Below are 25,259 nucleotides of genomic sequence, written 5' to 3'. Positions count from 1 at the left end.
GCGTGGGGATATTTGCCCGCAGCAACGGAATTGGGCTTACGACGGCGGCGCCTGGCTTCCGTCGTCGGGCTCGGCAGCGGGCTGCAGAGGTTTAGTTCGCTGCCTCGTCCGGGACGTCGGCCCGGTCCTTGCGGCGGACCGATCTCCCCGTGGTGCGTGGAGTCACGGGTGGCCGTTGACGTTGCCGAAGTGCCAGCAGGGGAAACAGGAGTACCGAGAGCATTCCTGCCCCCACCAGCGCCGACGCGATTCCGCTGGTGATAAGCCCCTCATCGCGGCCGATGCCCGTCACCGCCACGACTATCGGCAAGCCTGTTGCCGCAAAGAGGACGATGGCGCGTTTGTCGCCTGCCGCGGACTTTGGCGGAGCCGCGAGCAACGCTGGCAGGCCCCGGATGACGAGCAGGAGCAGCAGGAACAAGGGGACCAGCACAAGAGTCTCAGGGCTGGAGGTCAGCGCGCGCAGGTCGAAGTCGATGCCGGTATCGATAAAGAAGATCGGCACCAGGAAACCAAACGCAATCGCATCGATCTTCATGTCGATGACGTGCCGGTCGTGTTCGGGAGCCCGCGCGATGACAACTTTCCACAGGACTCCTGCCGCGAATGCACCCAGCAGCATGTCCAGGCCCAGCACCATACTCAGGACAACGAGCACACTCAGGATCAGCATGATGGACCGGACGGCGAACTGGCCGCTGGTATGCAGGGTCCTGGTGACCTGCGAATGGAGCAGAGCGTGCCGTGCCCGGGAGGCAAGATAGATCGCCAGGCCGGTCAGCAGGACAAACCCGAGGAGGACCGCTGTTGCCGGTCCCAGTTCCCGGCCACTGAAGAACAGCGAGATCGCAACAAGGGGACCAAACTCCCCGGCCGCACCCAAGGCCGCAACCGCGACTCCGATGGGGGACTTCGACTCGCCGGCGTCGCGGAGGATCGGCAGCAGCGTTCCCAGGGCGGTGGAACACAAGGCGATGCCTACGATCACGGCAGCCTCCGGGCCTGGGGCCAGGACAAAGCCGGCGCCAATGCCGGCCGCCAGCGAAATGACCCAGCCGCCGGCTGCGCGGTTTACGGGCCGGCCGCGGATGGCCGCGAAATCAATCTCGTTCCCGGCCACAAAGAAGAGCATGGCCAGGCCGAAATCTGCCAACGTATCGGTGAACTGGGTGGATTGTATCCATCCCAGGAGGCTGGGTCCGAGAAGGATTCCGAGGACAATCTCGAACACCACGATCGGCACCTTGACCACGCGATCGAAGAGGCGGACCACAAGCGGCGCTGCAACAGCCAGCAACGCGATCAGAACCAAGGATGCGGACAAGCCCTCCATCAGCGGTCCCCCTGGCGTTGCGCGTCCGTCCGGCGGTGGTCGGCCTGGGCCACCAATTCGGACATCCACGGGCGGTGTCCCTGGAGGAACTCCATACCGTCCGGCAGGCCGTGGACGGACGGGACGGAATTGGCGATGTCGATGGTGATGCGGCCGCCGCCCAGCGGGGCGTTGGTGATGTGCAGGCCCCCAAAGGACTCCGGAAGCGCCGGATCCATCCACAGCCTGCCGGCGGAAACCACGGGGTCGTACCGCATCAGGCTCGTCACGAGCTGGATGGGCGCGGTGGCTGCCCAGGCCTGCGGCGAGCACGCAGTGGGGTAGGGGACGGGGACGGCGAGCTGGTCCCTGCTGAATCCGCAGAACAGTTCCGGCAGACGGCCGTCGGAGTACTCGGCGGCCTCCATCATGCCGGTAGCGATTCTTTGCGCCTCCGCCACGAAGCCGTAGCGGAGGAGCCCGGCCGCCACAAGGGCGTTGTCATGGGGCCAGACGGATCCGTTGTGGTAGCTGGCAGGATTGTAGGCGCCCATGTCGCTGGCGAGGGTACGCACGCCCCAGCCGCTGAACATCTCCGGGGACATCAGCCGCTCGGCTACCGGCGCGGCTTTGTCTTCGTCAATAAGCCCCTGCAGCAGGCAGTGCCCCATGTTGGAAGCACAGGCGTCCACCTGGCGCTTCCTGCCGTCGAGCGCGATGGCGTAGTACCCGCGCTCAGGGATCCAAAACTGCTCGTTGAACTGCTTCTTAAGCCGCGCCGCTCGATCGGTGAGCTCGTCCCCGAAAGCCGTGTCACCGGCGTCGTACGCCAGCCATGCCCGCGACAGGTAGGCGACGTAGACGTAGGCCTGGACCTCGCAGAGCGCGATGGGCGGCTCGGCGAGGGTGCCGTCGGCGAAGTTGATCCCGTCCCAGGAGTCCTTCCAGCCCTGGTTGATCAGCCCTTGGTCATTGAGGCGCTGGTACTCGACGAAGCCGTCGCCGTCCTTGTCGCCGTAATTGACGATCCAGTCCAGGGCGCGGTCAGCATGGGGGAGCAAAGCTGCCATGGTGTCCGCCGCAAATCCCCAGCGGCTGACGGCTCCGAGCACCATGAGGAACAGGGGCGTGGCGTCGACGCTGCCGTAGTAGTTGGACTTGCCGCCCAGGGACTGGCCGCTCGAAACGTCGAGCCGGACCTCGTGAAGAATCTTTCCGGGTTCCTCCTCGGTGATCAGGTCAACGATGCTTCCTTGGCGGTCCGCCAAAGTCTGCAGGGTGCCCAAGGCCAGGGACGGGTCCACCGGCATCGCCATCACCGAAGCCCACAACGAATCCCTGCCGAACAGGGTCATGAACCACGGTGCGCCGGCGGCCACCACCACCCGCTCGGGATGCGCGGGGTCCTCGATCCGCAGGGCGCCCAGGTCGTCGTAGCTCCTGCGCAGGGTGCGTTCGATGGACCGGTTGCCCATCTGCAGCACCGGGATAGCCTGGATAACCATGGACTTCCGGACCTCCTGAAAGCCGGCCCGGATGGTGAGCGCACCGCCGTCGGCCTGGCGGTTTTCCTCCCAGCGCCGCCGGATCCGTGCCTCCTTCACCTCGAACAGGTCCGCGAAATCCGCCTCGACTTTTACGGCGATGACGCATTCCGCCGGCTGCACGGAATAGTTGCGCACGGTGACCTGCTCCTGGATGCCGGATCCCACTTCCCGCAGCCGCTCAACGATCAGCGGGCTGTCCGCGTACCCGTCGGCCCGGGGAACCCGGCCCACAAACAGTGCCCGGTACGGCTCTTTCGTCTCCGACGCCAGTGGCTCGAGGGCCTGGCCATTGACGGTCAGGCTCCAGCCCGAGAGGATCCGGGCGTCCTGCACAAAAAGACCATGCGGAAGATCGGGGTGGATGTCTCCGTTGGGCAGGGAGATGCAGAAGGACGAACCCTCGACCAGGGTGACCGCTCCGGCCCCCAACGGCCCGGCCGCCGTATCAGCATTCCACCCAGCCATCGCGGCCTCCTCCACGGAACCACTCAGCGCGCCGTGTACGTCATCCGGGTGCCGGCACGGTTTTCTCAGACCGACGCTACGCCTGCTTGCCCGCCGCCACTAGGGCTCTTTTCGACGGCGCAGGTGCGGTGCCGTTCAAGCGTTCGAAGCAGTTTCCGGCGGATTGCTTTCCGAAAGCGCTGCTTCAGATGGCTGTGCTTCGGCTGGAGTCCTTTGTGCCGTGCGGGCTTGTGAGGGGACGCCGGCAACCGGTGTGGCCGGGATGATGTTCTGGTTGATGTGGAAGAAGTTGTCGGGATCGTACTTCGCCTTCAGTTCAGCAAGCCGTGGATAGTTCGATCCCAGTGTTGCCTCGATCCGCGACTGGTCGTCGGAGTCCTGGAAGTTGAGGTAGCCGCCAGGTTCGGAATACTCGTGAAGCGCGGCCCAGTACTCCCGGACCCACGCGATGTTCTTGTCGTTGTCTGAAGGTTCCGGCCACTGTCCGGCAATGACGGGCGCGAAATTCACATTTCGGTAGGCGAAGGCCGTTGCTTCCGGGGCAACGCGCTGCACAGCCCCGTCCACGGGATAAAAGTGGTTGGCGGAATGGACGCTGGGAATTCCGGGAGAATGTTCGACGGCGACGCGGAGCGCATCGTCGCTGAGGGACCGGAGGAAATCCGCCTTCCAGTAGCCCTGCAGCCCGGGGACGCCGTTGAGTCCATCGAACATGATGTTGAGCGCGGGGTAGGGCATCGGCGCAAAGAAACTCCCCAGCACCGGAGCGGCGTCCAGCATGTGCTGCCAATGCACCGGACCAGCCTCGGGGTCGCCCGTCCACATGCCCGCGATGACTGCAACGGGGCGTCCATGCCATTCCTCCGGCAGGAAAGGAACCGGTGGGCCTTGGTGGAATCCGAGGAAGGCGCCCATTTCCTCAGGTTCGGAGGCAATCCATTCGCGGTATGCCGCACCAGCCTGGGCCCCAAGGGCCGCGTCGAAGAAGATGAGCCCAATATGGACCATGTCCACCGGGTGTAGGCGGAATTCGAGGGATGTCACTGCACCGAAGTTGCCGCTGCCACCACGAAGTGCCCAGAAAAGGTCAGCGTTCTCTGCTTCGCTCGCCGTGACAAAGGTACCGTCCGCGAGGACAACATCCGCCGAGACAAGGTTGTCGCAGGCGAGCCCGTACTTCCGGTTTAGATAACCGATACCGCCGCCCAAGGTGAGGCCGGAGACGCCCGTTGAGCCGATGATGCCGCCCGGACTTGCGAGGCCGAACGCGTGGGTCGCGTGGTTGTAATCAGCCCACGTGGCGCCGGGTTCGACACGTGCCGTCCTCGCAGCGGGGTCGACGCGGATTCCGCGGCGTGCCGAGAAGTCGAGGACCAGGCCGCCGTCGACCGTTCCAAAGCCGGGTGCGCTGTGCCCGCCGCCGCGCACGGCAACATCTATGCCCAGGCCGCGGGCAAAGCGGATCCCGGCCATGACGTCGGCGACCTGGGAGACCTGCAAAACCGCTGCGGGGTGCCGGTCAACCATGCCGTTGTACACGCGGCGTGCCGCCTCGTAGCCGGCGTCTCCTTCTTCGATGACCTGCCCGCGGACCTGTTCGCGGAGCACGGCGAAACGATCGCTACCCATGACAACTCCAGATTCTTTTCTCCGAGACCAGAGGGCAGCCGGCTCCATACGGGGCCCAGCGAGGGCCAGCGCTATGACACCTTTGGTTTACGCCTGGGCCCGCTAGGGGTCAAGAGTCGAAGGCCCCCTTATCTGCCCCTCTTCTTACAGGCGTGTGGAGTGGGAGCCGTGCAAGGGCGGAGTTCTGCGGGCTGGCTACTTGATGATCCGGTAGCGTACGTGGGTCACCAGGCTGGTGCCGCTCACTTCGATCGGCTCAAGCCTGATGCTTCCGGCGCCGTCCAGGAGGCGCTCGCCACCGCCGAGGACGAGGGGAGCGGTGTGGAGCCGCAACTCGTCGATCAGCCCGGCCGAAAGGTACTGCCGGGCCGTCTCGGCGCCGCCGGCTATCGCTACGTCCTTGCCGGCCGCGGCCTCCTGCGCCTGTGCCAGTGCCGACTGAATGCCGTCGTTCACGAAGTGGAACGTGGTACCGCCCAGCATCTCCACGGGAGGGCGCGGATGGTGGGTGAGAACAAAAACAGGAGCATGGTACGGCGGTTCTTCGCCCCACCAGCCGCGCCAATCCTCATCCCAAGGCCCCGGCCCCGGGCCGGCGAACATATTGCGGCCCATGATGTAGGCACCCGCGGAGAGGATCCCCTTCAACGCCGCGGCATTGGCCTCGGGCTCTTCAAACTGCCACCGGTGCAGGTCCTCCCCGCCTTCGCCCAAGGGGTTGGAATGGCTTTGATTCGGACCGGCGAGGAATCCGTCGAGGGAAATGGTGAGATCACAGGTGACGTTGTTCATGGCTCAGCCAAACACGGCCGCAACAGCGCTGATTTCGACCAGGGCGCCGGGAACACCCAGCGCTGCCACCCGGGCTCCGGTCACCAGGGCAGGTTCATCGGAGGCGAGTTCCGGCGCAATCGCCCCGTAGGCCGCTGCGGGGTCGACGCCGTCAACGAAGAGCACCGTCCACTGAACGACGTCGGCGACGGTTGCGCCTGCAGCAGCGAGGGCGGTCTTGGCGTTAGCAAGGGCGCGGGCGGACTGCGCGGCCACATCACCCTCTCCGACAATTAGTCCGTTGTGGTCGACGGCGTTCTGCCCGCCGACGTAGATGGTGGTGGCGCCCGGCGGGACGATGGCGACGTGACTGAAGGCCGGGCTAACGACGAGCCCTTCGGGGCGGATGCGTTGTATGCGAGGCATGCCCGTATGTTCTCATCCGCGGGACCTGGCCGGTAGATGCCGTCTGCAGGCGGAAACCATGACGGCGTCACTGTCCCCATCCATCAGCGGCCCTTGAAGGCCTGATCGCCGCAGGGATAGCATGGCCGGCACCAGCCTTCGAAGGAGTCGGTTATGGGCGAAGCAACGTCGGGCGGCTCATCCGCTGAGCTGATGATTGACCTCATCATTTCCCTGGACGGGTATGCCTCGGCCGAGGGATGGCCGGGCTGGTGGGGTCTGGAGGGGCCGGAGTACCTGGCCTGGCTCGAGCAGGAGGGCAAGAAGCGGTACACCTTCCTGCTGGGGGCGAACACCTACCGGCTGATGTCGGGCATGTCCGGCGCGGCCGCGGCCGAAGGATCGGGATTTTCCGAGGAAGAAGGGGCGAGTCTGACCGGCTTGGCGGCAGTCCCCAAGATGGTGTTTTCCTCCACCCTGGAGGCTCCGCTGACGTGGCCCAACTCGGAGCTCGTGACCGGAGACGCCGTGGAGGCCGTGAGGGAGATGAAGCGGACCGGGACAACGCCCTTCAGCACCCTCGGCAGCCTCAGCCTTTGCCGGTCATTGCTGGCCGCCGGGCTGGTGGACAGGTTCCGTCTGGTGGTCTTCCCGGTAATCACGGGCAGCACCGGGCGGGAACGGATCTACGACGGCTATCCGGCCGTCGCACTGGAAATGGTGGACAGCAGGACCTTTGACGGCCGGCTCCAGTTGCTTGAGTACGTCCCCACAGTGCTGGACGAACCGCCGGGCAGTCGTCGGGATTGAGTCGAAGAGAACGCTGGTGTGGACAGGCTCACCCCCGAGGGACAGGACAGCCTGTAGACGATCGTCCATATTCCAGCGCGCTTATGCCATGGGAACAGGCGGAGGAAGTCCCTAGGCTTGCATCCGTGATGGATGCCCACGAAAACAAGAGCCACATAGTATTGCCCGACGCGCCGCCCGACCAGCAGGCCGTCCTCGAAGCAGGCGGAGTTGCCTGCTGGACCGAGCCGGTCTCGATTGACACCTACGCACCGGGGGAACCGGACCGGTATCCACTGTTCTTGGACCGGCGCGTTTACCAGGGCTCCAGCGGCAAGGTGTACCCCATGCCGTTCATCGACAGCATCGCGGCGTCCAAGGAACCCCGCCTTTGGCAGGCCATCCACCTGGAGAACGAGTACGTCCGCCTGATGCTGCTTCCGGAGATCGGCGGACGCATCCACATCGGCTACGACAAAACCGCCGGGTACGACTTCTTCTACCGGAACAACGTCATCAAGCCCGGCTTGGTGGGGCTTGCCGGGCCGTGGGTCTCGGGCGGGGTGGAGTTCAACTGGCCCCAGCACCACCGTCCGGCCACTTTCCTTCCCGTCGAAACCTCCGTGGAGCGGGCCGACGGCGGCGAGGTCACCGTGTGGCACAGCGACCTGGACCCGCTGCAGCGGATGCGGGGAACGCATGGTGTCCGTCTTCGCCCCGGCAGCTCCCTGATCGAGGTCGAAGCCCGGCTGTACAACCGGACTGATGAACCGCAGACTTTCCTGTGGTGGGCGAACGTTGCGGCCCGCGTCCATGGAAAGTACCAGTCGTTCTTTCCCACCGATGTCCGCTATGTGGCGGACCATGCGCGCCGTGCGATGACCGCCTTCCCCCGGGCTGACCGGCCGTACTACGGCGTGGACTACCCGGCGCTCGCCGGAGAGGGCGGCCCACAGGATGCGGACCGCGTCGACTACTGCGCCAACATCCCGTTCCCCACCTCCTACATGGTCACGGACACCCGGGACAGCTTCTTCGGCGGCTACGACCACCAGGCTGGTGCCGGATTCGTCCATTGGGCGGACCACAGCATTTCCCCGGGGAAGAAGCAGTGGACGTGGGGGACTGGACCTGTGGGCAAGGCGTGGGATGCGCATTTGACGGACGACGACGGCCCTTACGTCGAGCTGATGTCCGGCGTCTTCACGGACAACCAGCCTGACTTCAGCTACCTGGCTCCCGGTGAGACGCGGACGTTCAGCGAGTTCTGGTACCCCATCCGCACGATGGGCCCGGCACACCAGGCGAACCTCGACGCGGCCGTCTCACTGCAACTGGATGGGACAGCGCGCAATGTCACCGTCGGTGTCTCCAGTACGGAGGACCACGGGGACGCCAGGGTGGTACTCAAACTCGGGAGCGCAGTAGTCCAGTCATGGACGGCCCGCATCTCACCCGCCCATTCGTTCACAGGGACCGTAGAGCTCGCAGCGCCTGCAGAGGAAGCCGAGCTCACCCTGCAGGTCCTGGACGGGGACCGGGAACTCATTTCCTGGACCCCGCGGCGATCCGAAGGAAGCACTGAGGAGCCCTGGGCCGCCACCGAGCCGGAGCTACCGTCAACCATGGACAGCCAGGACGAGCTCTTCATCACCGGAACCCACCTGACGCAGAACCGGCACCCCACCCGCTCACCGCTGCCCTACTTCGAAGAGATGCTGCGCCGGGACCCGCTCGACTCCCGCGCGTCGATCGCACTGGGTGCGGCAAAGTACCGGACCGGACACTACGGCCAGGCCCGGAAGCTGCTGGAGAACGCCCTGGCCCGGCTCACCCGCCGCAACCTCAATCCCCCCAGCGGGGAGGCCGGCTACCGGCTCGGCCTGGTCCTGGAGCGTATGGGGAAACTTGAAGAAGCCCGGGACCGGTTCGGGAAAGCCGCATGGGACAAGGCGTGGGCGCAGCCATCACACCTCGCACTGGCGCGGCTGGCCCTCCGGTCGGGAGAACCGAAGGAAGCACGCCGGCAGGCCGAAACTGCACTGCGGCAGGACCCGGCCAGCCCCGAAGCGAAGCATCTGCTGTTCCTGGCTTTGAGTAAGCTGGGACGCAGTGACGAAAGCACCCGGCTGCTGCAGGACATCCTCGCGTCTGATCCGCTGGACCCGGTGGCACTCGCCCTGGCCGGCTCCCTGAACGCCGCGGACCCGAAGACCATCCTGACGGTGGCCTGCTGGCTGGCCCGGGCCGGCCAGTGGCAGCCCGCGCTGGACCTCACCGAGAAGGCCACGCCCGTGAACAGCAACAGGGTGTTCGGCAACCCGGAGCCTTTGCGCCACTACCTCCGCGCCGGCTGGCTGGACGAACTGCTGGACCCGGAGGCTGCTTCGGCAGAACGGACCGAGGCCAGGCGCAGCGACACCGCCTATGCCTTCCCGTACGGCCTCGACGACTACGACGCGTTGCACCGGGCCCTCGAGGCTGACCCCAGGGACAAAGTGGCGCACGGGCTGCTGGGGTGTTGGCTGCTGGACGCAGGCCGCACCACCGACGCCCTTGCCCACCTCGAAAAGTCCATGGTGCTCGGTTCGGCGGACCCGGTGGTGTGGCGGAACGCGGCCGTCGCCGCCGTCAACACCGGCGGCGATACCGCTGCCGCAGACCGGTACTTCCGGCATGCCCTGGAACTGAGCCCGGATGACGCCCGGCTCGTCTTTGAACGGTCCGTCCTGTCCGGCCTCCGGGGGGTGTCCGTCAAAGACCGCATCGCCGCCATTGAACGCCACAACCGTTCCGTTCCGGACCGGGATGACCTGGCGCTGCTCTACGTCAACCTGCTCATCGACGCCGGGCGGGTAGTGGAGGCCCTGGCCATCATGTCCACCCGCACCTTCCAGCCCTTCGAAGGCGGTGAGGGGCTGGCGCTCGCAGCCTACGACCGGGCGGCCGTTGAGCGCGCCCGCCAACTCATGGAGCAGGATCCGACGGCGGCAGTCACCCTGCTGCGCGCCGGCGTCGAACCTCCCGCGAACCTGGGCGAGGGGCGGCACCCGGCGGACAGCATGGCCGAACGCCTGGTCGCGCTGGGCGACGCGCTGGAGACGGCGGGGGATACCGAAGGGGCAGCCGGTGCCTGGAACTCCGCCTGCCAGGAGGGCCATCCGCTCGCGGTGGACCCCAGTCCCACCAGCCCCGCTGATTACTGGAGGGGTGTCGCCCATACCCGGCTCGGCAGGCAACCAGAAGCTGATCGTGTCTGGCAAAGTCTTGAGGCCCGCGCGGACGAGCTGGCAGCCGCGCCCGCAGCTCCCGACTACTTCGCCACGTCCCTGCCCGAGTTGCTGCTGTTCGAGACAGATACGGCCGCAGCGAGGAGCGAAACGGCGAAGTGCTTGCGCGCCTTGGCCGCTGACGGCCGCACCCTGCCAAACAGAACGAACCAGAAAGAAAGCGCAAACCTGTGACAGACAAACCGAGGTACCTCGGATCCGGGACGATCGATAGTGGAACCGCCTCCCTGACAGGAGCACCGCCGTCGCACCTTCCACCCCGCCTGGCCATCACCCTCTGGGACTTCTCCTGGTACACCCGTGCCGAGGACGGCGGCCCGTACGCCGATCTGGATGCTGCCTGCGCCAAAGCGGCAGAGCTCGGCTACAACACCATCCGGATCTGCGCCGCCCCACTGCTCCTCTTCGCCGGTCTGGGGCTGGAGGACCTGGCCAGTGACCTTGAAATTGAAGGACTCGGAAAGGCGCCGGATGGGGGAATCTACGGCAGGGGAACGCGCTGGTACGACGCTCCCGGGGGCTACCGCCTGAACCTGCAGCAGCGGCTCCTGGAACTGTTCGACGCTGCCGCCCGGCACGGGCTCGTGCTCATCCTGGCCAGCTGGGAGTACCAGCAGTCAACGGTCTTCGCCGGCACCCCGCGATGGTTTGAGGCCATCGACGCCGTTCCGCTCAACGACAGGTACCGTGTCCTGGCCGACGCCTGGGACCGGCTTATCAACGCGCTCACCGCAGCCGGGCACCGTGACAGCATCGCCATGGTGGAACTGCATAATGAGGTGGACTTCTCCATCCTGCCCGCGCTGGCCGACGGCGGCAGCGGGCAGCTGCATCGGCTCCGGAGCCTTCATCCGGACCTTCTCGTTACAGCCAGCTACGGCAAACCTCCACACCTGGCGATGCACACTCTGGCCGATGGCCTCGGTGCAGCCCAGTTCCACGTCTACAGCTACGGTGTGCTGGACGCGCTGCAGCAGCAAATCGACATCCGCTCCGAAGGAACCTCCGGGTTTCCCAACCCTGCGCTGCGTGCCCTGCTGCGGCCTGACGCCCCGTCGGTCGAGGAGTATGGACGGCTGGCCGGCTGGAAGTACCGGGCCACTGTGGTCACGGACCAGATGTTCTACGGCTACGACTGGATAGACGCGGACGCCTGGGACGCCTGGCTTCACAACGAATACGGCAAGTACCGGGAGGTGATGCAGCGGGAGATCGAGTCGCGCGTCATCGCCATCGCGGCGTGGGCACGGTGGAAGAAGGTCCCCACGGTAGTGGGCGAGGGATGGATCGGCTACACCCCGCTTGACGGCACGTTCGAGGAAGGGCCCGTGGGGCGGGACCTGGCCGAACGCGGCATCCGCACTGCGCTGGACCACGGGATCTGGGGCATGGTCCTGTGCTCCAATGCCGCCCCGCACCACCCGATGTGGGCCAATGAAGCGTGGCAACGCCGCATGAACAGCCTCATCCTCACCGCCCCGGCCAGCTCAAAGAATCCACCCATGCGCTTTGACCCCGCCACCCTCGAAGACAGCACCCTCGAACAGGGCACCCGCGAACCAGCCGGCAGCGTTGAACTCCTGAAGGCCACCCACCGGCCCCGCGAAGAGGCCCTCCAGCTCCCACCCATGAGCAACACCGAGGAGCCCCACAACAGATGGCGGCTGACCAGCCACTACATCGAATGCGCGGGCCGGCCGGCCGTGCCTGTGTCCGGCGAAATCCACTTCAGCAGGCTGCCCCGAAGCCGCTGGGAAGAGCGGCTGCGGCTGATGAAGGCTGGCGGTATTACGGTGGTGGCCTGCTACGTCTTCTGGATCCACCACGAACAGGCCGAAGGCGAAGCGCGGTTCGATGGCAACCTGGACGTTGCTGCCTTCGTCCGGCTGTGCGCTTCCGTGGGCCTGGATGTGGTCCTGCGCATCGGGCCGTGGGCCCACGGCGAGGTCCGCAACGGCGGCTTCCCGGACTGGGTGCAGGCGGCCGCCGTCGAACACCGCACCAACGACCCCGCCTACCTGGCCCTGGTGCAGCGCTGGTTCACCCGCCTTGGCACCGAACTGTGGAGGCTGACCGGTCCGGACAGCAACGTCATCGGCATCCAGCTGGAGAACGAACTCTACGACCAGCCCGGACACATCACCGAGCTGAAGAAACTCGCCCGGGCCGCAGGGCTGAGCGCCCCCATCTGGACTGCGACTGCCTGGGGCGGCGCCGACATCCCGGAGCGCGACGTCCTTCCGGTCTTCGGCGGTTATGGTGACGGCTTCTGGGTGGACGCGGACGCCCCCTGGGATCCGACGTTCCGCCAGCATTACTTCTTCAGCCACGACTGGGACGACCCTGGCATCGGCGCCGACCTCCGCGAACATTTCTCGGGCAGCGGCGCAGCACCGCCGCGCTCGCCGTCAGCCCTTTACCCGCCGGCCACCTGTGAACTGACCGGCGGGATGGCCGCGGCCTACCAGCGCCGGCCGTGGCCCAAGGGCAAGGATGTGGCCGCGGTGGCCAACAGCAAGATCGGCAGCGGCTCCGGGTGGCAGGGCTACTACATGTTCGCCGGAGGAAGCAATCCTCCCGGCGGCCTGCAGGAATCCCAGGCAACGGGCTACCCCAACGATCTTCCGGTGTTCGACTACGACTTCCACGCCCCGATCGGCTCCTCCGGGAGATTGGCTCCCTGCTTCGGACAGCTCCGCAGGCAGCACGCGTTCCTCGCCGGGTTCGGTGAACGCCTCGCCCCCATGCCGTCCACGCTCCCGGACCGGATGCCGGCCGGCGTTGAGGACTCGGAGACGCTCCGCTGGGCGCTGCGTTCCGATGGTCAATCCGCGTTTGTGTTTATCACCTGGCACCAGCCCCACATCCCGCTTCCGGACCACGCCGGAGCGCAGTTCAGCCTGTCCCTGGCCGATGACGCCGTGACGTTCCCCGCCAAGCCCGTCGCCATCCCTTCCGGGACAATCGCCGCCTGGCCCGTGAACCTCGAGATCGCGGGAGTGCGCCTGCGCTGGGCAACGGCGTCGCCGCTGACCCTCCTGGGCCCGGACGCGGCACCCACACTGGTCCTTGCCGCCGAGGCCGGAATCGCGCCGCAGTTGTGCCTGGCGGAGGGAACCACGCTTGAGGGGCCTGCTTCTGCGCTGGGTAACAACGTCTACGCCCTGGATGCCGCAGGACCGGTCACCCTTACCGCGAAGTCCCCGGAGGGCTCCCTCAAAATCCTCGTCCTACCGTCCGGACTGGCTGACCAGGCATGGGTCCTGGACACTCTGCGGGGACGCGGGCTGGTCCTCTCAGCTGACCCGCTCTGGGTCGGCGCGGATGGGCTCCTGACCGGGAGGTCTCCCGGCCCGCCATCCGTTCGGCGGTACTCCGTTGGGACTGCCCGCTTCGACGACGTTCAGGGTGCAACCGTGCCGCTTGTTCGGACACGCCTGACCCTGCCTGCCGGAATGATCCGTGCCGCGGGGCCGGTCCCGGCCTCCTTCGGCTCCTTGGCCGGGCGGGCCGCCGCCCCCTCCGAGCGGGCCATTGAGGAGCTGGCGGCAGTTTACCGGCTTGACCTGCCTACGGCGGCATCCCCGGCGGGGGAGGGGCGCACCGAGTTGGAAGTCACCTGGGCCGGAGACGTCGCCCGCCTGCTCGTGGACGGCACAGTGGTTGCTGACCGCTTTTGGGACGGTTCGCCCTGGGTCATTGACGCGCAGGACGCCGGCGTCCGCCCCGGCTCCGAGGTCCTGCTCCAGATCTTTCCCCTCCCGAAGGATGCGAAGGTGGGAGTGCCGCTCGAGGCCCAGCACCGGCGTGACGACGTCAACGGCGACCTGGCTGCCCTGGACAAAGTGGAGCTGCTTTACTGGACGGCCTGGCAGGAGGTGCCCGCCTAACCGGTCCCTACGGCTAGGCCCGGCCATACCGGCCCAACGCCCCCTTCCGGCATAGTATGGACGTTTCGTGACGGAGGGAGCGGGCGTGGAGCGCGCAACGGGGTTCCAGAACCAGCGGCTCGTGGTGGTTCCGCGGCCGCTGGTCCGGGAAGCCCTCACCCGTCCGGTCACCCGGCGCCTTGTGGTCACCGACGCCGGAGTCTTTCCGGTTGCGGAGGCGCACGGGCGGTACCGCCCGCAGGGCGCACAGGAAACCATCGTGATGATCTGCGTCGCGGGGGCGGGGTGGGTGGAAACCGCCGGTTCCCGGCACGACGTCGGCAAGGCCACCGCCGTCGTCATTCCCGGCGGCACAGGGGAGGCACATGCGTACGGTGCCTCCCAGGACGACCCATGGACGATCTGGTGGTGCCACGTCCGGGGTGCCGACGCTGCCGAACTCATCGGAGAATCGGGAGTCCGGCCGGACCGGCCGGTCATTCCGCTGGTGGCCGTGGACCGGCTGACGGCCATGCTGGATGAGATCATCACGGCCTTGGAACAGGACCAGTCACCTGCCCGCCTGGTGGCTACGGCAGGGATGGCGTGGAAACTGCTGGCCACGCTGGCTGTGGACCGCCGCCTTCCGGAGCAGGGGACCCCGCTGCAGCAGGCGATGAAATTCCTGGAGGACAGGGTGGACGGTGCCATTCGGCTGCCCGAGCTGGCCAAGGTAGTGGGCGTGTCATCGTCGCAGCTGAGCAAGCTGTTCCGGGAGGCTACCGGCGGGGGAGTACTGGCCCACCACACTGCCCTGAAGATGGCCCGGGCGCGGCTCCTCCTCGATACAACTGGTTTGTCGATCGCGGAGGTGGGGCGTGGAGTCGGGCTGAATGACCAGTTCTACTTCTCCCGCCAGTTCCGGCGGCTCCACGGCGTCAGCCCCAGGACGTACAGGGCGGAACGGAAGGGCTGACGGGGCTTAACGGGGACGCTGGCTGCCTGCCGTTACTGCAGTGTTACGGCCGCGCTGCGTCAGATGGCGCGGATCATTGACAGCCCGCCGCGGACTGCGGAAAGTGGTTGTTGCATCTGTTCCAGCCCAAGGCTGGAGTTCGGGGGTACCCATGGGCAATGACGGCTGTGGTTTTCAGTTGAGGCTGCTGCAATCGTGGCAACTTCGCCAGGACACCGAGGTCCTGCACGTCGCCACACGGCAACAACGGCTCATTACTGCGCTGGCTATCCACGGTCCCCGTCCCCGGAGCTTCCTTGCCGGCCTGCTGTGGCCGGAGTGTACAGAGCCCAGGGCCCTCGAAAGTCTGCGGGTTGCCGTGCATCTCACGTCGCGGCAGGTGCCCGGCCTGCTGGTCAATGCCGGGACTGTCCTCGCGCTCAATGAAATGGTGGACGTGGACCTGCGCCGGCTTCGGGTGCAAATCCAGGAGCTGTGCCGTGGCGGGCTCAACGGAAACGCCTCCGCCCTCCTCGAGCAACTGCGGGATGCCGAGCTGCTTCCGGGCTGGTATGAGGATTGGGTGCTCTTTGAACAAAGCCGGTTGACGCAGGACCGGCTCCATGCTTGTCACATCATTGCCCGGGGTTCCTTGGCCCGCTCCGATTACGAGTCCGCCGTGGAGGCCGGGGGGGCCGCTCTGGTCCTCGAGCCGCTGTATGAAAGCGCTGTTGGACTGTTCATAGAGGCGGAACTCCGGCAGGGCAACATCGCTGCGGCCCTCCGCGCATTCAATAGATACAAAGCCCAGCTGGCCGCGGACATGGGACTTATGCCGTCGGAGGCTCTTAAACGCCTCGTAGCGGACATACCGTCACAGCCGGGCCCCAATGAACTGCGGCATTACTAGTGCTCGCGGGACTTACTAGTGCTCTAGCGGACCCTCGGACTGGGAGGTGAGCCATTGCCGTACCAGGCCCACCACTTCGAGCGGATCGGCCGTGTAAACGGTTTTGGGCTCAGCGGACGCTGAATGGCTGTAGGTTACCCGTGCGCGAAATGGCGGCGTCTGGTCCGGCTCGTTCCATGTGCGGATAACCAGGGTGCCCAACGAAGGACCCGCAGGGTCCGGCTCGTCTTCCGTGGAGGCTCCTGACGGAGGACCTTCCTTTGTCATGGCATTTCACCTTACTCCCATTCGCGGCTACCCGACCTGCATCGATCCTGCGGGACAACAATCAGGAATCGGCCTGTGTTCGCCCAACTTTTGATCAAGATCGCCCGAGGAAGCAGGCACAATGGGTGCCATGGCTGATTCGGAAGCGGTGACAACCCGGGGCTCAACGGTTGAGGAATGGACGCGGGCGTTGGCTGAGTCCAAGGGTTCGCCCGGGGGAGGGGCAGGAACCGGGGTGATGCTTGCCATTGCCGCGTCACTGGCATCGATGGTGGCCGGCTACACCGAACCGGGTCAAGGGCAGGGTGGGGAGCTCGCCGACATCCACGCGCGGGCGCACGCGCTCCGCGAGGCAGCCCTTCAACTGGCCGACGACGATGCTGCCGCCTCCGAGGCGTTCGGTGCAGCGTTCCGCCTGGAACCAGGGCAGGAGCGTGACGACGCAATCCACCGCGCATCCGTTAACGCCGCGAAGGCATCAGCCGTGCTGGGTGAGCGGGCCATGGAAGCCATCGAAGACCTTGGCTGGCTCTCCTCCAACGGGAATCCGGCACTGATCGCCGATGTTACGGTTGCGTTCGGCGCCCTCCGGGCAGCAGTGACAGGCGCGCGCACCAACGTCAGTTTTGACCTCGCAACGCTTCGGTCCGCAGGTGCCACGCTTGAGCAGATCCGCGAAGAACAACCAGTGCTGTGGGGGACGGTCCAGGAGCTCAACTCGGCCCTTGAACGGATCGACGAACTCATGGCCGGGATGGATCACCGCGCCGCCCCGACCGACACCGCCGCCCCGACCGACACCGGCGCCCCGGAGTAGGCGGCGGCACGCAGAGTTAGCCCGTATTAACCGGTTTCCCGGTGGATCGGCACTAGGCTCCCTCGGGTACAGAGTCGCACTCGATGGAGAGGTAGTCCCCTGTGGGAAACACGGTATTGACGCAGAGCGGAACCGAAGAACGCGGTCTCGCCCGAATAGCCCAACGGATGGCGGCCTGGACCGAGAAATGGTTCCCGGATGCCTACATCTTCGCCCTGGCCGGTGTGGTCATTATCGCCGTCGCCGCACTGGCCATCGGCGCTTCACCCCAGTCCGTCGCTGATTCCTTCGGAAATGGTTTCTGGGACCTGACTGCCTTTACGCTGCAGATGGCCATGGTGGTGCTCACCGGCTACGTCGTGGCAACCTCCCCGCCGGTGGCGAGGCTCATCAACCGGCTGGCCCTCGTTCCGGCCACCGCCCGGACTGCGGTCAGCTTCGTGGCACTGCTGTCAATGTCCGTGTCCTTCCTGAACTGGGGCCTCAGCCTGATCTTCGGCGGCCTGCTGGCCCGGGCGATCGCACGCCGCAAGGACCTCACCGTGGACTACCGGGCACTCGGCGCGGCCGCCTTTATGGGCCTTGGTGCCGTCTGGGCCCTGGGACTGTCTTCCTCCGCCGCTCAGCTGCAGGCCACGCCCGCGTCGCTGCCGCCCGCCCTGCTGAAAATCACTGGAATCCTGGACTTCGGGACCACGATCTTCACGTGGCAGTCCTTGCTCACCCTGGTCATCCTGATGGCCCTGACCACGGTGATCTCGCACTTCTCCGCACCCCAGGGCGGCGCGATCCGCACGGCTGAGGATCTCGGCGTCGACCTCGACGACGAACCCAGCGAAGCCGCACCGCGCTCCCGTCCGGGGGAATGGCTCGAATACAGCAGGATCCTGCCCATCCTCGCAGGCATCCTGACGCTTGGCTGGCTGGTCTCGCAGTACCTGACCAAGCCCTTCCTGACCGTCGTGAGCAGCCTCAACGGCTACCTGCTGGTGTTCCTGATCCTGGGACTGGTGCTGCACGGCACACCGCGGAACTTCCTGCAGGCCGTCACCAAGGCCGTTCCCGCCACCGCCGGCATCCTGGTCCAGTTCCCGCTGTACGCGGCCATGGCAGCAATCCTCACCAAGGCCACCGGCCACGGCGGCATGACCATCTCCGCCCACCTGGCCGAGTTCTTCTCCGACATCGGCGGCAACGGCGCATTCGCCGTGGTTATTGCCTTGTACACCGCCGTGCTGGGCCTGTTGGTGCCATCAGGCGGCGGCAAATGGCTCGCGGAGGCGCCCTATGTGATGCAGTCCGCCACGGACGTCCAGATGAACCTCGGCTGGACCGTGCAGATCTACAACATCGCCGAGGCCCTGCCGAACCTCATCAACCCGTTCTTTATGCTGCCCCTGCTGGCCGTGCTCCGGCTGCGCGCCCGGGACCTTGTGGGTTTCACGTTCCTGCAGTTCGTGTTCCACCTGCCGGTGGTGCTGCTGCTGGTCTGGCTCCTGGGGATGACGTTCGAGTTCGTCCCGCCGGTTATGCCGGCCGGCCAGTAACGAAGTCCCGCCCGGCCTAACGGCGCAGCGCTGCCAGGGCTTCGGCCAGGGGCATGCGCAGCGCCGGGCCGTGTCCGGGAAGAACCACTGCGCCCGGGACTCCGTCCAGGCGGTGGGTGGACTCCAGCGCCGCGGCTGGGTCCGAGTGGTACATGGGATGGAGCATCTGCGGGCCGGTCTTCCGGGTCAGCGGGTGGCCGCTGACGAAGGAATCTCCCGCAGCGATAGCTTCCGCTCCCGAAAGCAGGATCGCGGCGTTGCCCGGCGTGTGCCCCGGCACGGGAATGGCTTCGGGACTGCCGGGCAGCCTGCGGAGCGTGTCGGTGTCCCACGCCCGGGCCTGCGTTGCCGGCCTGGCAGTGAGCCCTCCGGCGTCGATGGCGTGGAGCATCCACCGGAAAACGCGGGGACGCCATGCGCGGACGATGACCTGGCTGAACGTGACCTGGTGCTTTTCTTTCCCCTGGACATGGGCCAGCTCTTCGGGTGAACAGAGAACGGGGGTCCCGTAGGTGCCCGAGAAGTGGGCAGCAGATCCGGTGTGGTCAACGTGGCCATGCGTGATGAGTACGGCCCTGGCATCGGCCGGCTGCAGCCCCAGGTGCCGGATGGATTCCAGCACCAGGGGACGGTCCGCCGGGTAGCCGCTGTCGATGAGAATAAAGCCGGTGCCGTCACGGACCACGACCCAGTTCGAGGCAGGTCCCTCGACGAGGAACACGCCAGGCGCCTGCTCGGAAATCCGCGACGAGGGGTGCCATGCTGCGGCTTTGAATTGCACTGATTAAGCCTAGCTGCCCCTCCCGGGTCACCGCCGGCGGGACAAGGCCCGGTCCAGTCGCCGGAATCGCCCGGCCGCGCTCCGATAAGTACACCCCGGCGCCCGTCCCCGCAGCACCCTTGCGGCGGTGGGTGAGCGCCAGGGCCCCTGTCCGCAGCGGGCGAAAACTTTCCCTCGATTTACACCACACGTCGGGACTACCGTGGAGAGGTGACTGACCGACCCGATATCTTCACAGTTGGTGAACTGCGCGCCGCCGGCCATGTCCAGAAGGACCTGCGCCTTGAGATCCGCGACAACTTACTGGCCGCGCTCGGGGCCGGCCGGGATCCATGGCCGGGGCTGTACGGTTTCACCCGGACCGTCCTTCCCCAGCTTGAGCGCGCGTTGATCGCCGGCCATGACGTGGTCCTGCTGGGTGAGCGGGGGCAGGGCAAGACACGGCTCCTGCGCACGCTGGCCGGCTTGCTGGATGAATGGTCCCCGGTGATCGAGGATTCGGAACTGAACGAACACCCGTACGAGCCGCTCACCGAGCAGTCCCGCGCCCGGGCCCTCACCGAAGGGGACCGGCTGCGCGTGGCGTGGCGCCACCGCTCGGAGCGGTACGTGGAGAAGCTCGCGACGCCGGACACCTCCGTTGCAGACCTCGTCGGCGACGTGGACCCGATGCGCGTGGCGGAGGGCCGCCGCCTGGGCGATCCGGAGACGATCCATTACGGCCTGGTTCCTCGTTCCAACCGCGGGATCATCGCCATCAACGAACTGCCGGACCTCGCCGAGCGGATCCAGGTGGCGATGCTGAACGTTATGGAGGAGCGGGATATCCAGATCCGCGGCTACGTGCTGCGGCTGCCGCTGGACGTGCTCGTGGTCGCGTCCGCCAACCCGGAGGACTACACCAACCGCGGCCGGATCATCACGCCCCTGAAGGACCGCTTCGGCGCCGAGATCCGGACCCACTACCCGATAGAACTGGACGACGAAGTCGCGGTGATCCGGCAGGAGGGGCGGCTCGTGGCCGATGTTCCGTCCGTCATCCTCGAGATCCTCGCCCGGTACACCCGTGCGCTCCGGCAGTCCCCGGCAATCAACCAGACTTCCGGTGTATCGGCGCGGTTCGGCATCGCAGGCGCCGAAACCGTCGCCGCCGCAGCGCTCCGCCGTGCCAGCGTGCGCGGGGAGGGCCAAGCCGTGGCGCGGATTGTGGACCTCGGCACGGCGGTGGAGGTCCTGACAGGCAAGATCGAGTTCGAGTCGGGCGAGGAAGGCCGCGAACAGGCCGTCCTCGATCACCTGCTGCGTACCGCCACCGCCGAAGCCGTGCGGGCACACTACCAGGGCATCGACCTGGGTCCGCTCGTCGGCGCCCTGGACGGCCACCGGACGGTGACCACCGGCGAGCACGTCACGGCGCAGGAGTTTCTGGGGAACCTGCCGTCCCTCAACGGATCCGGACTCTACGACGAAATCAGCAGCCGCCTTGGAGCCACGAACGACGGGCAGCGCGCCGCCGCCATCGAACTGGCACTGGAAGGCCTCTACCTCGCCCGCCGGATCTCCAAGGAATCCGACGATGAGGAAACCATATACGGCTGACAGCAGCGCAGCCGGGAGCGGGACAGCCAGGAACAGAACCAGGAGGCGTCATGGGAATCCACCACCATTCCGCCAGGTACGGCAGGTACACGGGCGGACCGGACCCCCTCGCTCCGCCGGTTGACCTCGCGGAGGCGCTCGACGCCGTCGCAGAGGACGTGATGGCCGGCTACTCGCCCCGCCACGCGCTGGAGGAGTTCCTGCGGCGCGGCGGCAGGAACCGGGAAGGCCTGGACGATCTCGCCCGCCGCGTCCAGCAGCGCAGGAGTGAATTGCTGGGCCGGCACCGGCTGGACGGCACCCTGAATGAGGTGCAAGAGCTGCTTGGGACGGCTGTGCTGGAGGAGCGGAAGCAGCTGGCCCGGGACGCCATGATGGACAACACCGACCGCGCCTTCCGGGAGCTGCAGCTGCAGAACCTGCCGCAGTCCACGGCGGCTGCCGTCAACGAGCTCGCCGCCTACGACTGGCAGTCCAGCACCGCGCGGGAGGCCTACGAGCGGATCAATGACCTGCTGGGCCGGGAGGTCCTGGACCAGCGGTTCGCCGGAATGAAGCAGGCACTTGAGAACGCCACGGATCAGGACCGGGCGGCTGTGAACAACATGCTGCGCGATCTCAACCGGCTGCTGGACAAACACCGGCGCGGCGAGGACACCGAGGAGGACTTCCAGGAGTTTATGGCACGCCATGGCGGGTTCTTTCCGGAGGACCCGCAGTCCGTCGAGGAGCTGATTGATGCCCTGGCCAAGCGTGCCGCCGCGGCGCAGAGGCTCCTGCAATCCATGTCCCCCGAACAGCGTGATGAGCTGATGCGGCTGTCCGCGCAGGCCTTCGGCTCGTCCGAACTCATGGCCCAGCTGGACCAGCTCGACTCCAGCCTGCGCGCCCTGCGCCCCGGTGAGGACTGGACCGGCTCCGAACGCTTTGAGGGCCAGGAAGGGCTGGGCCTGGGCGACGGCACCGGCGTGCTTCAGGATATTGCGGAGCTGGACGGGCTGGCGGAACAGCTGGCCCAGTCCTATAGCGGATCAAACCTCGGCGATCTGGACCTTGATGCCCTCGCCCGGCAGCTTGGACCGAATGCCGCCGTGACCGCCCGCACGCTCGCTGACATAGAGCGGGCCATGCAGGACGGCGGCTACCTCCGACGGGGAGCCGACGGAGACTTGCGGCTGTCTCCGCAGGCGATGCGGCGGCTGGGCAAGTCTTTACTGCGGGACACTGCGAAACAGCTGTCCGGCCGGCAGGGACGGCGGGACACGCGCGTGGCCGGAGCCGCCGGGGAGCAGACCGGTTCCAGCCGGCAGTGGGAGTTCGGGGACGCGGAACCGTGGGACGTCACGCGCACCCTGACCAACACGGTCAACCGTACCGTGGCCGACGGCGGAAACCCCGCCGCCGGACTCCGGCTGACGCCGGCCGACATCGAGGTCAGCGAAACAGAGGCCCGCACCCAGGCTGCCGTCGTCCTGCTCGTCGATGTTTCGTTCTCCATGGCGGCCGAGGGGCGTTGGGTCCCGATGAAGCGCACTGCACTTGCCCTGCACCACCTCATCTCCACACGCTTCCGCGGGGACCGGCTGGAGCTGACAACGTTCGGACTGCACGCGCAGTCGATGGATATTGGCGAGCTGACAGCCCTGCCGGTGCGGCGGGAGCAGGGTACCAACCTTCATCACGGGCTGCTGCTCGCCGGCCGCTTCTTCCGCCGGCACCCATCCATGCAGCCGGTCCTCCTGGTGGTGACCGACGGCGAACCCACCGCGCATCTGCTGCCGGAGGGCGTGCCGTGGTTCTGCTGGCCTTCGGACCCGGAAACCATCCGCGTCACCATCGCCGAGCTGGACCGGCTCGGGCGCGCAGGGACACAGGTGACATTCTTCCGGCTCGGCGACGATCCCAGCCTCGAGCGGTTCGTCCAGCGCATGGTGCGGCGCGTCGGAGGCAGGGTCGTGGCGCCCGACGTCGGAGGGCTCGGGGCGGCCGTGGTGGGAGAGTACCTGCGGGCCCACTTCCGGGGGCAGACTTTCGGCGACACGGACTGGGCGTCTTAGGCTGACTGGCCGGAGGCATTCAACAATGACGCCGCCGTCTCACGGGTGCGGCTGCCTCGGCAGGGTGAGGATTTCGGCACCGTCGCTGGTGATGGCGATGGTGTGCTCGCTGTGTGCAGTCCGGCAGCCGGTCGCGCTCCGGAGCGTCCACCCGTCGGGATCGGTGATGAGTTCAGCCGTGTCCGCCATGACCCAGGGCTCCAGTGCCAACAGCAGCCCGGGGCGCAGGGTGTATCCGCGGCCGGGGCGTCCGGTGTTCGGAACATGCGGGTCCTGGTGCATCGTTGATCCGATGCCGTGGCCGCCGAACTGCGTGTTGACCGGGTAGCCTGCCTCGCTGAGCACGGTGCCGATGGCATGGGAGATGTCGCCGATGCGGGCTCCGGGACATGCAGCGGCTATCCCTGCGTTTAGCGCGCGCTCGGTCGCGTTGATCATCGCGATGCTTTCGGACGGCTTCGAGTCGCCCACGATGAAGCTGATGGCAGAGTCTGCAGCCACTCCGTCCAGCAGGACGGCGAGGTCCAAAGTCAGCAGGTCGCCGTCGGCAAGCGTGTAGTCGTGCGGCAGCCCGTGCAGCACGGCATCATTGACGCCCGTGCAGATGTAGTGGCCGAACGGCCCGCGCCCAAAGGACGGCGCGTAGTCCACGTAGCAGGACACTGCTCCGGCCTCCACAATCATGGCCTTGGCCCAGCGATTGATGTCCAAAAGATTGGTGCCCGCCGTGCTGCGGCTCTTCAGCGCCTGCAGGATGTCAGCGACCAGGGCTCCTGCCTCCCTGGCCCGGGCCACTTCGGCAGAGTTCAGGATCTCGATCATGCGGGGCCTTTCTCACGCACCAATAACTGTCCCGGCCATTATCCTCAATCACGCAGTGCCCGGCGGTCAGGGAAGGGATTCCTCCGCCGGTCCCTTGTCCGGGTCCTCCGTGGACGCGTTGGCCCGGTCCGCGGGAGCGCCCTGCCGGCGGCTTGCCAGCAGGAACGGAACCGCAAGGCTTTGGAAGATCCCGGCCAGGGCCAGTGACGCCGGATAGCCGTAGAGGTCCGCGGTCCTGCCCAGGACCGGCTGCACCACTACGCCGCCGCTGGATCCCATCAGGGAATCGAAACTGAGGACGGTGGCGCGCTGCTTCGAGGGGATCATGTCGTTCACGTAGGCCTGCCGGACGGGCGTTGCCGCGGAGTCGATGACCGCCCACACCGTCAGCAGGACCAGGGCCACCCAGAACACCCGGGTGAATCCGAGGACCAGGAGAAGCGCCGCGCTGATGCTGCCGCTGAGGATCAGCACCGAGGTGCGCTTCCGGAACAGGCGCCTGACGTAGGGCGCAAGCCAACCGCCCACCACCTCGGCGCCGGCCACGATGGCCGCCGCCAGTCCGGCGATGGAATAGGCGCGGGGATCGCCAAAGAGCTCCAGCAGAAACGGCTGCAGGGCATAAAAAACATAGATCCCGACGCCGGCGCTGAAGGGGGCGGCCAGCATCACGTACCGGACGGGCGGGATTTTCAGGCCGTTCTCGATCGAGGCGGACAGCACCGCCCGTGTTGCACGCAAAGGGTGCGTTGACCGCTCAGGGGTGAACCCGACGTCGTGCATCAGTCCAAAGGCCACCGCGAACATAGCCAGCAGCACACCCACCCGCACCAGGAACGGCACACCGAGGTCCGTGGCCTGGGCGATGACGCCACCGGCCACCGAACCGGCGAGCATCGCCACGCCCGAAACCATCTGGCCGCGCCCGAACACGCCCTCCAGCCCGCCGTCGTACCCCGAGTAGCGCAGGGCATCAACAAGCCAGGCTTCCACCGCACCGGAGAAAAAGGTGAAGCTTAGGCCCAGCAACACCGACACCACAGCCCACAACACGAACGGGGCCGAGAACTGCCACAGCAGGTAGTAGAGGTAGGTGGACCCCGCCAGCGTCACGGTGCCGAGCAGGAACGACACCCGGCGGCCCCAGCCATCGGCGACCACCCCGGTGGGGACCTCAAAAATCACCATGCCCACCGTGAAAAACGCGTTGGCGGCAAAGGCCTCGAAATTGCTGAGTCCCGCGTCCAGCAGGAACAGCGTGTTAACGCCCCAGATGAATGACGCCGCAAGCGTATTGCCCAGCGTCAGCGTCAGGTAGATGCGCTGGATCCTTCGGGCCGCGGCGTTCATCGGTTCACTGGCCCGGCCCCTCCGTGCAAGGAACACGAGGCCATTCTCGCCCCGGGCAGGCTCATTGTGCCAGAGGC

18 protein-coding genes are annotated in these 25,259 nt (G+C 66.7%); 9 read left to right on the top strand and 9 right to left on the bottom strand.

Translation table 11 applies throughout. The annotated features are described in order from the left end of the window. Positions 1–91: 91 nt before the first annotated feature. The 5 genes from ACFVYC_RS13340 to ACFVYC_RS13320 form a co-directional block, all read right to left on the bottom strand. Positions 92–1,333 carry a cation:proton antiporter gene (locus tag ACFVYC_RS13340; protein WP_387550620.1) on the bottom strand — a complete coding sequence of 414 codons (1,242 nt, stop codon included), beginning with the start codon at positions 1,331–1,333 and terminating at the stop codon, positions 92–94. Continuing rightward, positions 1,333–3,324: a glycogen debranching N-terminal domain-containing protein gene (locus tag ACFVYC_RS13335; protein ID WP_387550617.1), complete on the bottom strand. Its 1,992-nt coding sequence runs from the start codon at positions 3,322–3,324 to the stop codon at positions 1,333–1,335. The genes ACFVYC_RS13340 and ACFVYC_RS13335 overlap by 1 nt, the downstream gene beginning before the upstream one ends. 135 nt (positions 3,325–3,459) lie before the next feature. Then, the gene (locus ACFVYC_RS13330) at positions 3,460–4,953 is read right to left on the bottom strand and encodes an FAD-binding oxidoreductase (RefSeq protein WP_387550614.1); all 1,494 of its coding nucleotides are present in this window, start codon (positions 4,951–4,953) and stop codon (positions 3,460–3,462) included. A 195-nt stretch (positions 4,954–5,148) separates the two neighbouring features. After that, entirely contained in the window at positions 5,149–5,745 is a 597-nt protein-coding gene (locus ACFVYC_RS13325; RefSeq protein WP_387550611.1) for a dihydrofolate reductase family protein, read from the bottom strand. 3 nt (positions 5,746–5,748) lie between these two features. After that, positions 5,749–6,150, bottom strand: a complete 402-nt coding sequence (locus tag ACFVYC_RS13320) for a RidA family protein (protein ID WP_387550608.1) — start codon at positions 6,148–6,150, stop codon at positions 5,749–5,751. A gap of 153 nt (positions 6,151–6,303) precedes the next feature. Between ACFVYC_RS13320 and ACFVYC_RS13315 the strand changes: the two genes are divergently transcribed. From ACFVYC_RS13315 to ACFVYC_RS13295, 5 genes are all read left to right on the top strand, one after another. Next, positions 6,304–6,939: a dihydrofolate reductase family protein gene (locus ACFVYC_RS13315; RefSeq protein ID WP_387550605.1), complete on the top strand. Its 636-nt coding sequence runs from the start codon at positions 6,304–6,306 to the stop codon at positions 6,937–6,939. 128 nt (positions 6,940–7,067) lie between these two features. Further along, entirely contained in the window at positions 7,068–10,382 is a 3,315-nt protein-coding gene (locus tag ACFVYC_RS13310) for a DUF5107 domain-containing protein (protein WP_387550603.1), read from the top strand. Beyond that, positions 10,379–14,098, top strand: a complete 3,720-nt coding sequence (locus ACFVYC_RS13305) for a beta-galactosidase (RefSeq protein ID WP_387550601.1) — start codon at positions 10,379–10,381, stop codon at positions 14,096–14,098. The genes ACFVYC_RS13310 and ACFVYC_RS13305 overlap by 4 nt, the downstream gene beginning before the upstream one ends. Positions 14,099–14,165: 67 nt before the next feature. Continuing rightward, positions 14,166–15,053 (top strand): helix-turn-helix domain-containing protein, encoded by an 888-nt coding sequence (locus tag ACFVYC_RS13300; RefSeq protein ID WP_387550598.1) that lies wholly within the window; start codon positions 14,166–14,168, stop codon positions 15,051–15,053. A 178-nt stretch (positions 15,054–15,231) separates the two neighbouring features. Further along, complete coding sequence (locus ACFVYC_RS13295; RefSeq protein WP_387550595.1) at positions 15,232–15,942, top strand: BTAD domain-containing putative transcriptional regulator; 711 nt, start codon at positions 15,232–15,234, stop codon at positions 15,940–15,942. Between the two features lie 15 nt (positions 15,943–15,957). Here the strand turns inward: ACFVYC_RS13295 and ACFVYC_RS13290 are convergent, their stop codons facing one another. Then, positions 15,958–16,209, bottom strand: a complete 252-nt coding sequence (locus ACFVYC_RS13290) for a hypothetical protein (protein WP_387550592.1) — start codon at positions 16,207–16,209, stop codon at positions 15,958–15,960. Positions 16,210–16,339: 130 nt separating this feature from the next. Here ACFVYC_RS13290 and ACFVYC_RS13285 point away from each other — a divergent pair, with 130 nt between their 5' ends. Both ACFVYC_RS13285 and ACFVYC_RS13280 read left to right on the top strand, forming a co-directional pair. Further along, positions 16,340–17,026 carry a cyclodeaminase/cyclohydrolase family protein gene (locus tag ACFVYC_RS13285; RefSeq protein ID WP_387550590.1) on the top strand — a complete coding sequence of 229 codons (687 nt, stop codon included), beginning with the start codon at positions 16,340–16,342 and terminating at the stop codon, positions 17,024–17,026. A gap of 101 nt (positions 17,027–17,127) precedes the next feature. Next, the gene (locus ACFVYC_RS13280) at positions 17,128–18,573 is read left to right on the top strand and encodes a short-chain fatty acid transporter (protein WP_387550588.1); all 1,446 of its coding nucleotides are present in this window, start codon (positions 17,128–17,130) and stop codon (positions 18,571–18,573) included. Positions 18,574–18,589: 16 nt separating this feature from the next. On the opposite strand, the gene ACFVYC_RS13275 is transcribed toward ACFVYC_RS13280, so the two are convergent. Then, on the bottom strand, positions 18,590–19,354 hold the full coding sequence (locus ACFVYC_RS13275) for an MBL fold metallo-hydrolase (RefSeq protein WP_387550585.1): 765 nt from the start codon (positions 19,352–19,354) through the stop codon (positions 18,590–18,592). Positions 19,355–19,564: 210 nt separating this feature from the next. Between ACFVYC_RS13275 and ACFVYC_RS13270 the strand changes: the two genes are divergently transcribed. After that, the gene (locus tag ACFVYC_RS13270) at positions 19,565–20,953 is read left to right on the top strand and encodes a sigma 54-interacting transcriptional regulator (RefSeq protein WP_387550582.1); all 1,389 of its coding nucleotides are present in this window, start codon (positions 19,565–19,567) and stop codon (positions 20,951–20,953) included. A gap of 50 nt (positions 20,954–21,003) precedes the next feature. Then, positions 21,004–23,010, top strand: coding sequence for a VWA domain-containing protein (locus tag ACFVYC_RS13265; protein WP_387550579.1), 2,007 nt, complete (start codon positions 21,004–21,006; stop codon positions 23,008–23,010). Positions 23,011–23,049: 39 nt separating this feature from the next. On the opposite strand, the gene map is transcribed toward ACFVYC_RS13265, so the two are convergent. Further along, positions 23,050–23,832, bottom strand: a complete 783-nt coding sequence (map, locus tag ACFVYC_RS13260) for a type I methionyl aminopeptidase (protein ID WP_387550577.1) — start codon at positions 23,830–23,832, stop codon at positions 23,050–23,052. Between the two features lie 66 nt (positions 23,833–23,898). Beyond that, positions 23,899–25,182: an MFS transporter gene (locus ACFVYC_RS13255; protein WP_387550810.1), complete on the bottom strand. Its 1,284-nt coding sequence runs from the start codon at positions 25,180–25,182 to the stop codon at positions 23,899–23,901. Positions 25,183–25,259: the final 77 nt, after the last annotated feature.

It is taken from the genome of Pseudarthrobacter sp. NPDC058329, assembly GCF_042879835.1.
Lineage (GTDB): Bacteria > Actinomycetota > Actinomycetes > Actinomycetales > Micrococcaceae > Arthrobacter.
This window is presented reverse-complemented; position numbering and strand designations above follow the sequence as displayed.

Excerpts from the sequence above, each read along its gene's own strand:
- ACFVYC_RS13340 (WP_387550620.1), bottom strand. The coding sequence starts at position 1,333 with ATGGAGGGCTTGTCCGCATCCTTGGTTCTGATCGCGTTGCTGGCTGTT.
- ACFVYC_RS13335 (WP_387550617.1), bottom strand. The coding sequence starts at position 3,324 with ATGGCTGGGTGGAATGCTGATACGGCGGCCGGGCCGTTGGGGGCCGGA.
- ACFVYC_RS13330 (WP_387550614.1), bottom strand. The coding sequence starts at position 4,953 with ATGGGTAGCGATCGTTTCGCCGTGCTCCGCGAACAGGTCCGCGGGCAG.
- ACFVYC_RS13325 (WP_387550611.1), bottom strand. The coding sequence starts at position 5,745 with ATGAACAACGTCACCTGTGATCTCACCATTTCCCTCGACGGATTCCTC.
- ACFVYC_RS13320 (WP_387550608.1), bottom strand. The coding sequence starts at position 6,150 with ATGCCTCGCATACAACGCATCCGCCCCGAAGGGCTCGTCGTTAGCCCG.
- ACFVYC_RS13315 (WP_387550605.1), top strand. The coding sequence starts at position 6,304 with ATGGGCGAAGCAACGTCGGGCGGCTCATCCGCTGAGCTGATGATTGAC.
- ACFVYC_RS13310 (WP_387550603.1), top strand. The coding sequence starts at position 7,068 with ATGGATGCCCACGAAAACAAGAGCCACATAGTATTGCCCGACGCGCCG.
- ACFVYC_RS13290 (WP_387550592.1), bottom strand. The coding sequence starts at position 16,209 with ATGACAAAGGAAGGTCCTCCGTCAGGAGCCTCCACGGAAGACGAGCCG.
- ACFVYC_RS13285 (WP_387550590.1), top strand. The coding sequence starts at position 16,340 with ATGGCTGATTCGGAAGCGGTGACAACCCGGGGCTCAACGGTTGAGGAA.
- ACFVYC_RS13265 (WP_387550579.1), top strand. The coding sequence starts at position 21,004 with ATGGGAATCCACCACCATTCCGCCAGGTACGGCAGGTACACGGGCGGA.
- map (WP_387550577.1), bottom strand. The coding sequence starts at position 23,832 with ATGATCGAGATCCTGAACTCTGCCGAAGTGGCCCGGGCCAGGGAGGCA.
- ACFVYC_RS13255 (WP_387550810.1), bottom strand. The coding sequence starts at position 25,182 with ATGAACGCCGCGGCCCGAAGGATCCAGCGCATCTACCTGACGCTGACG.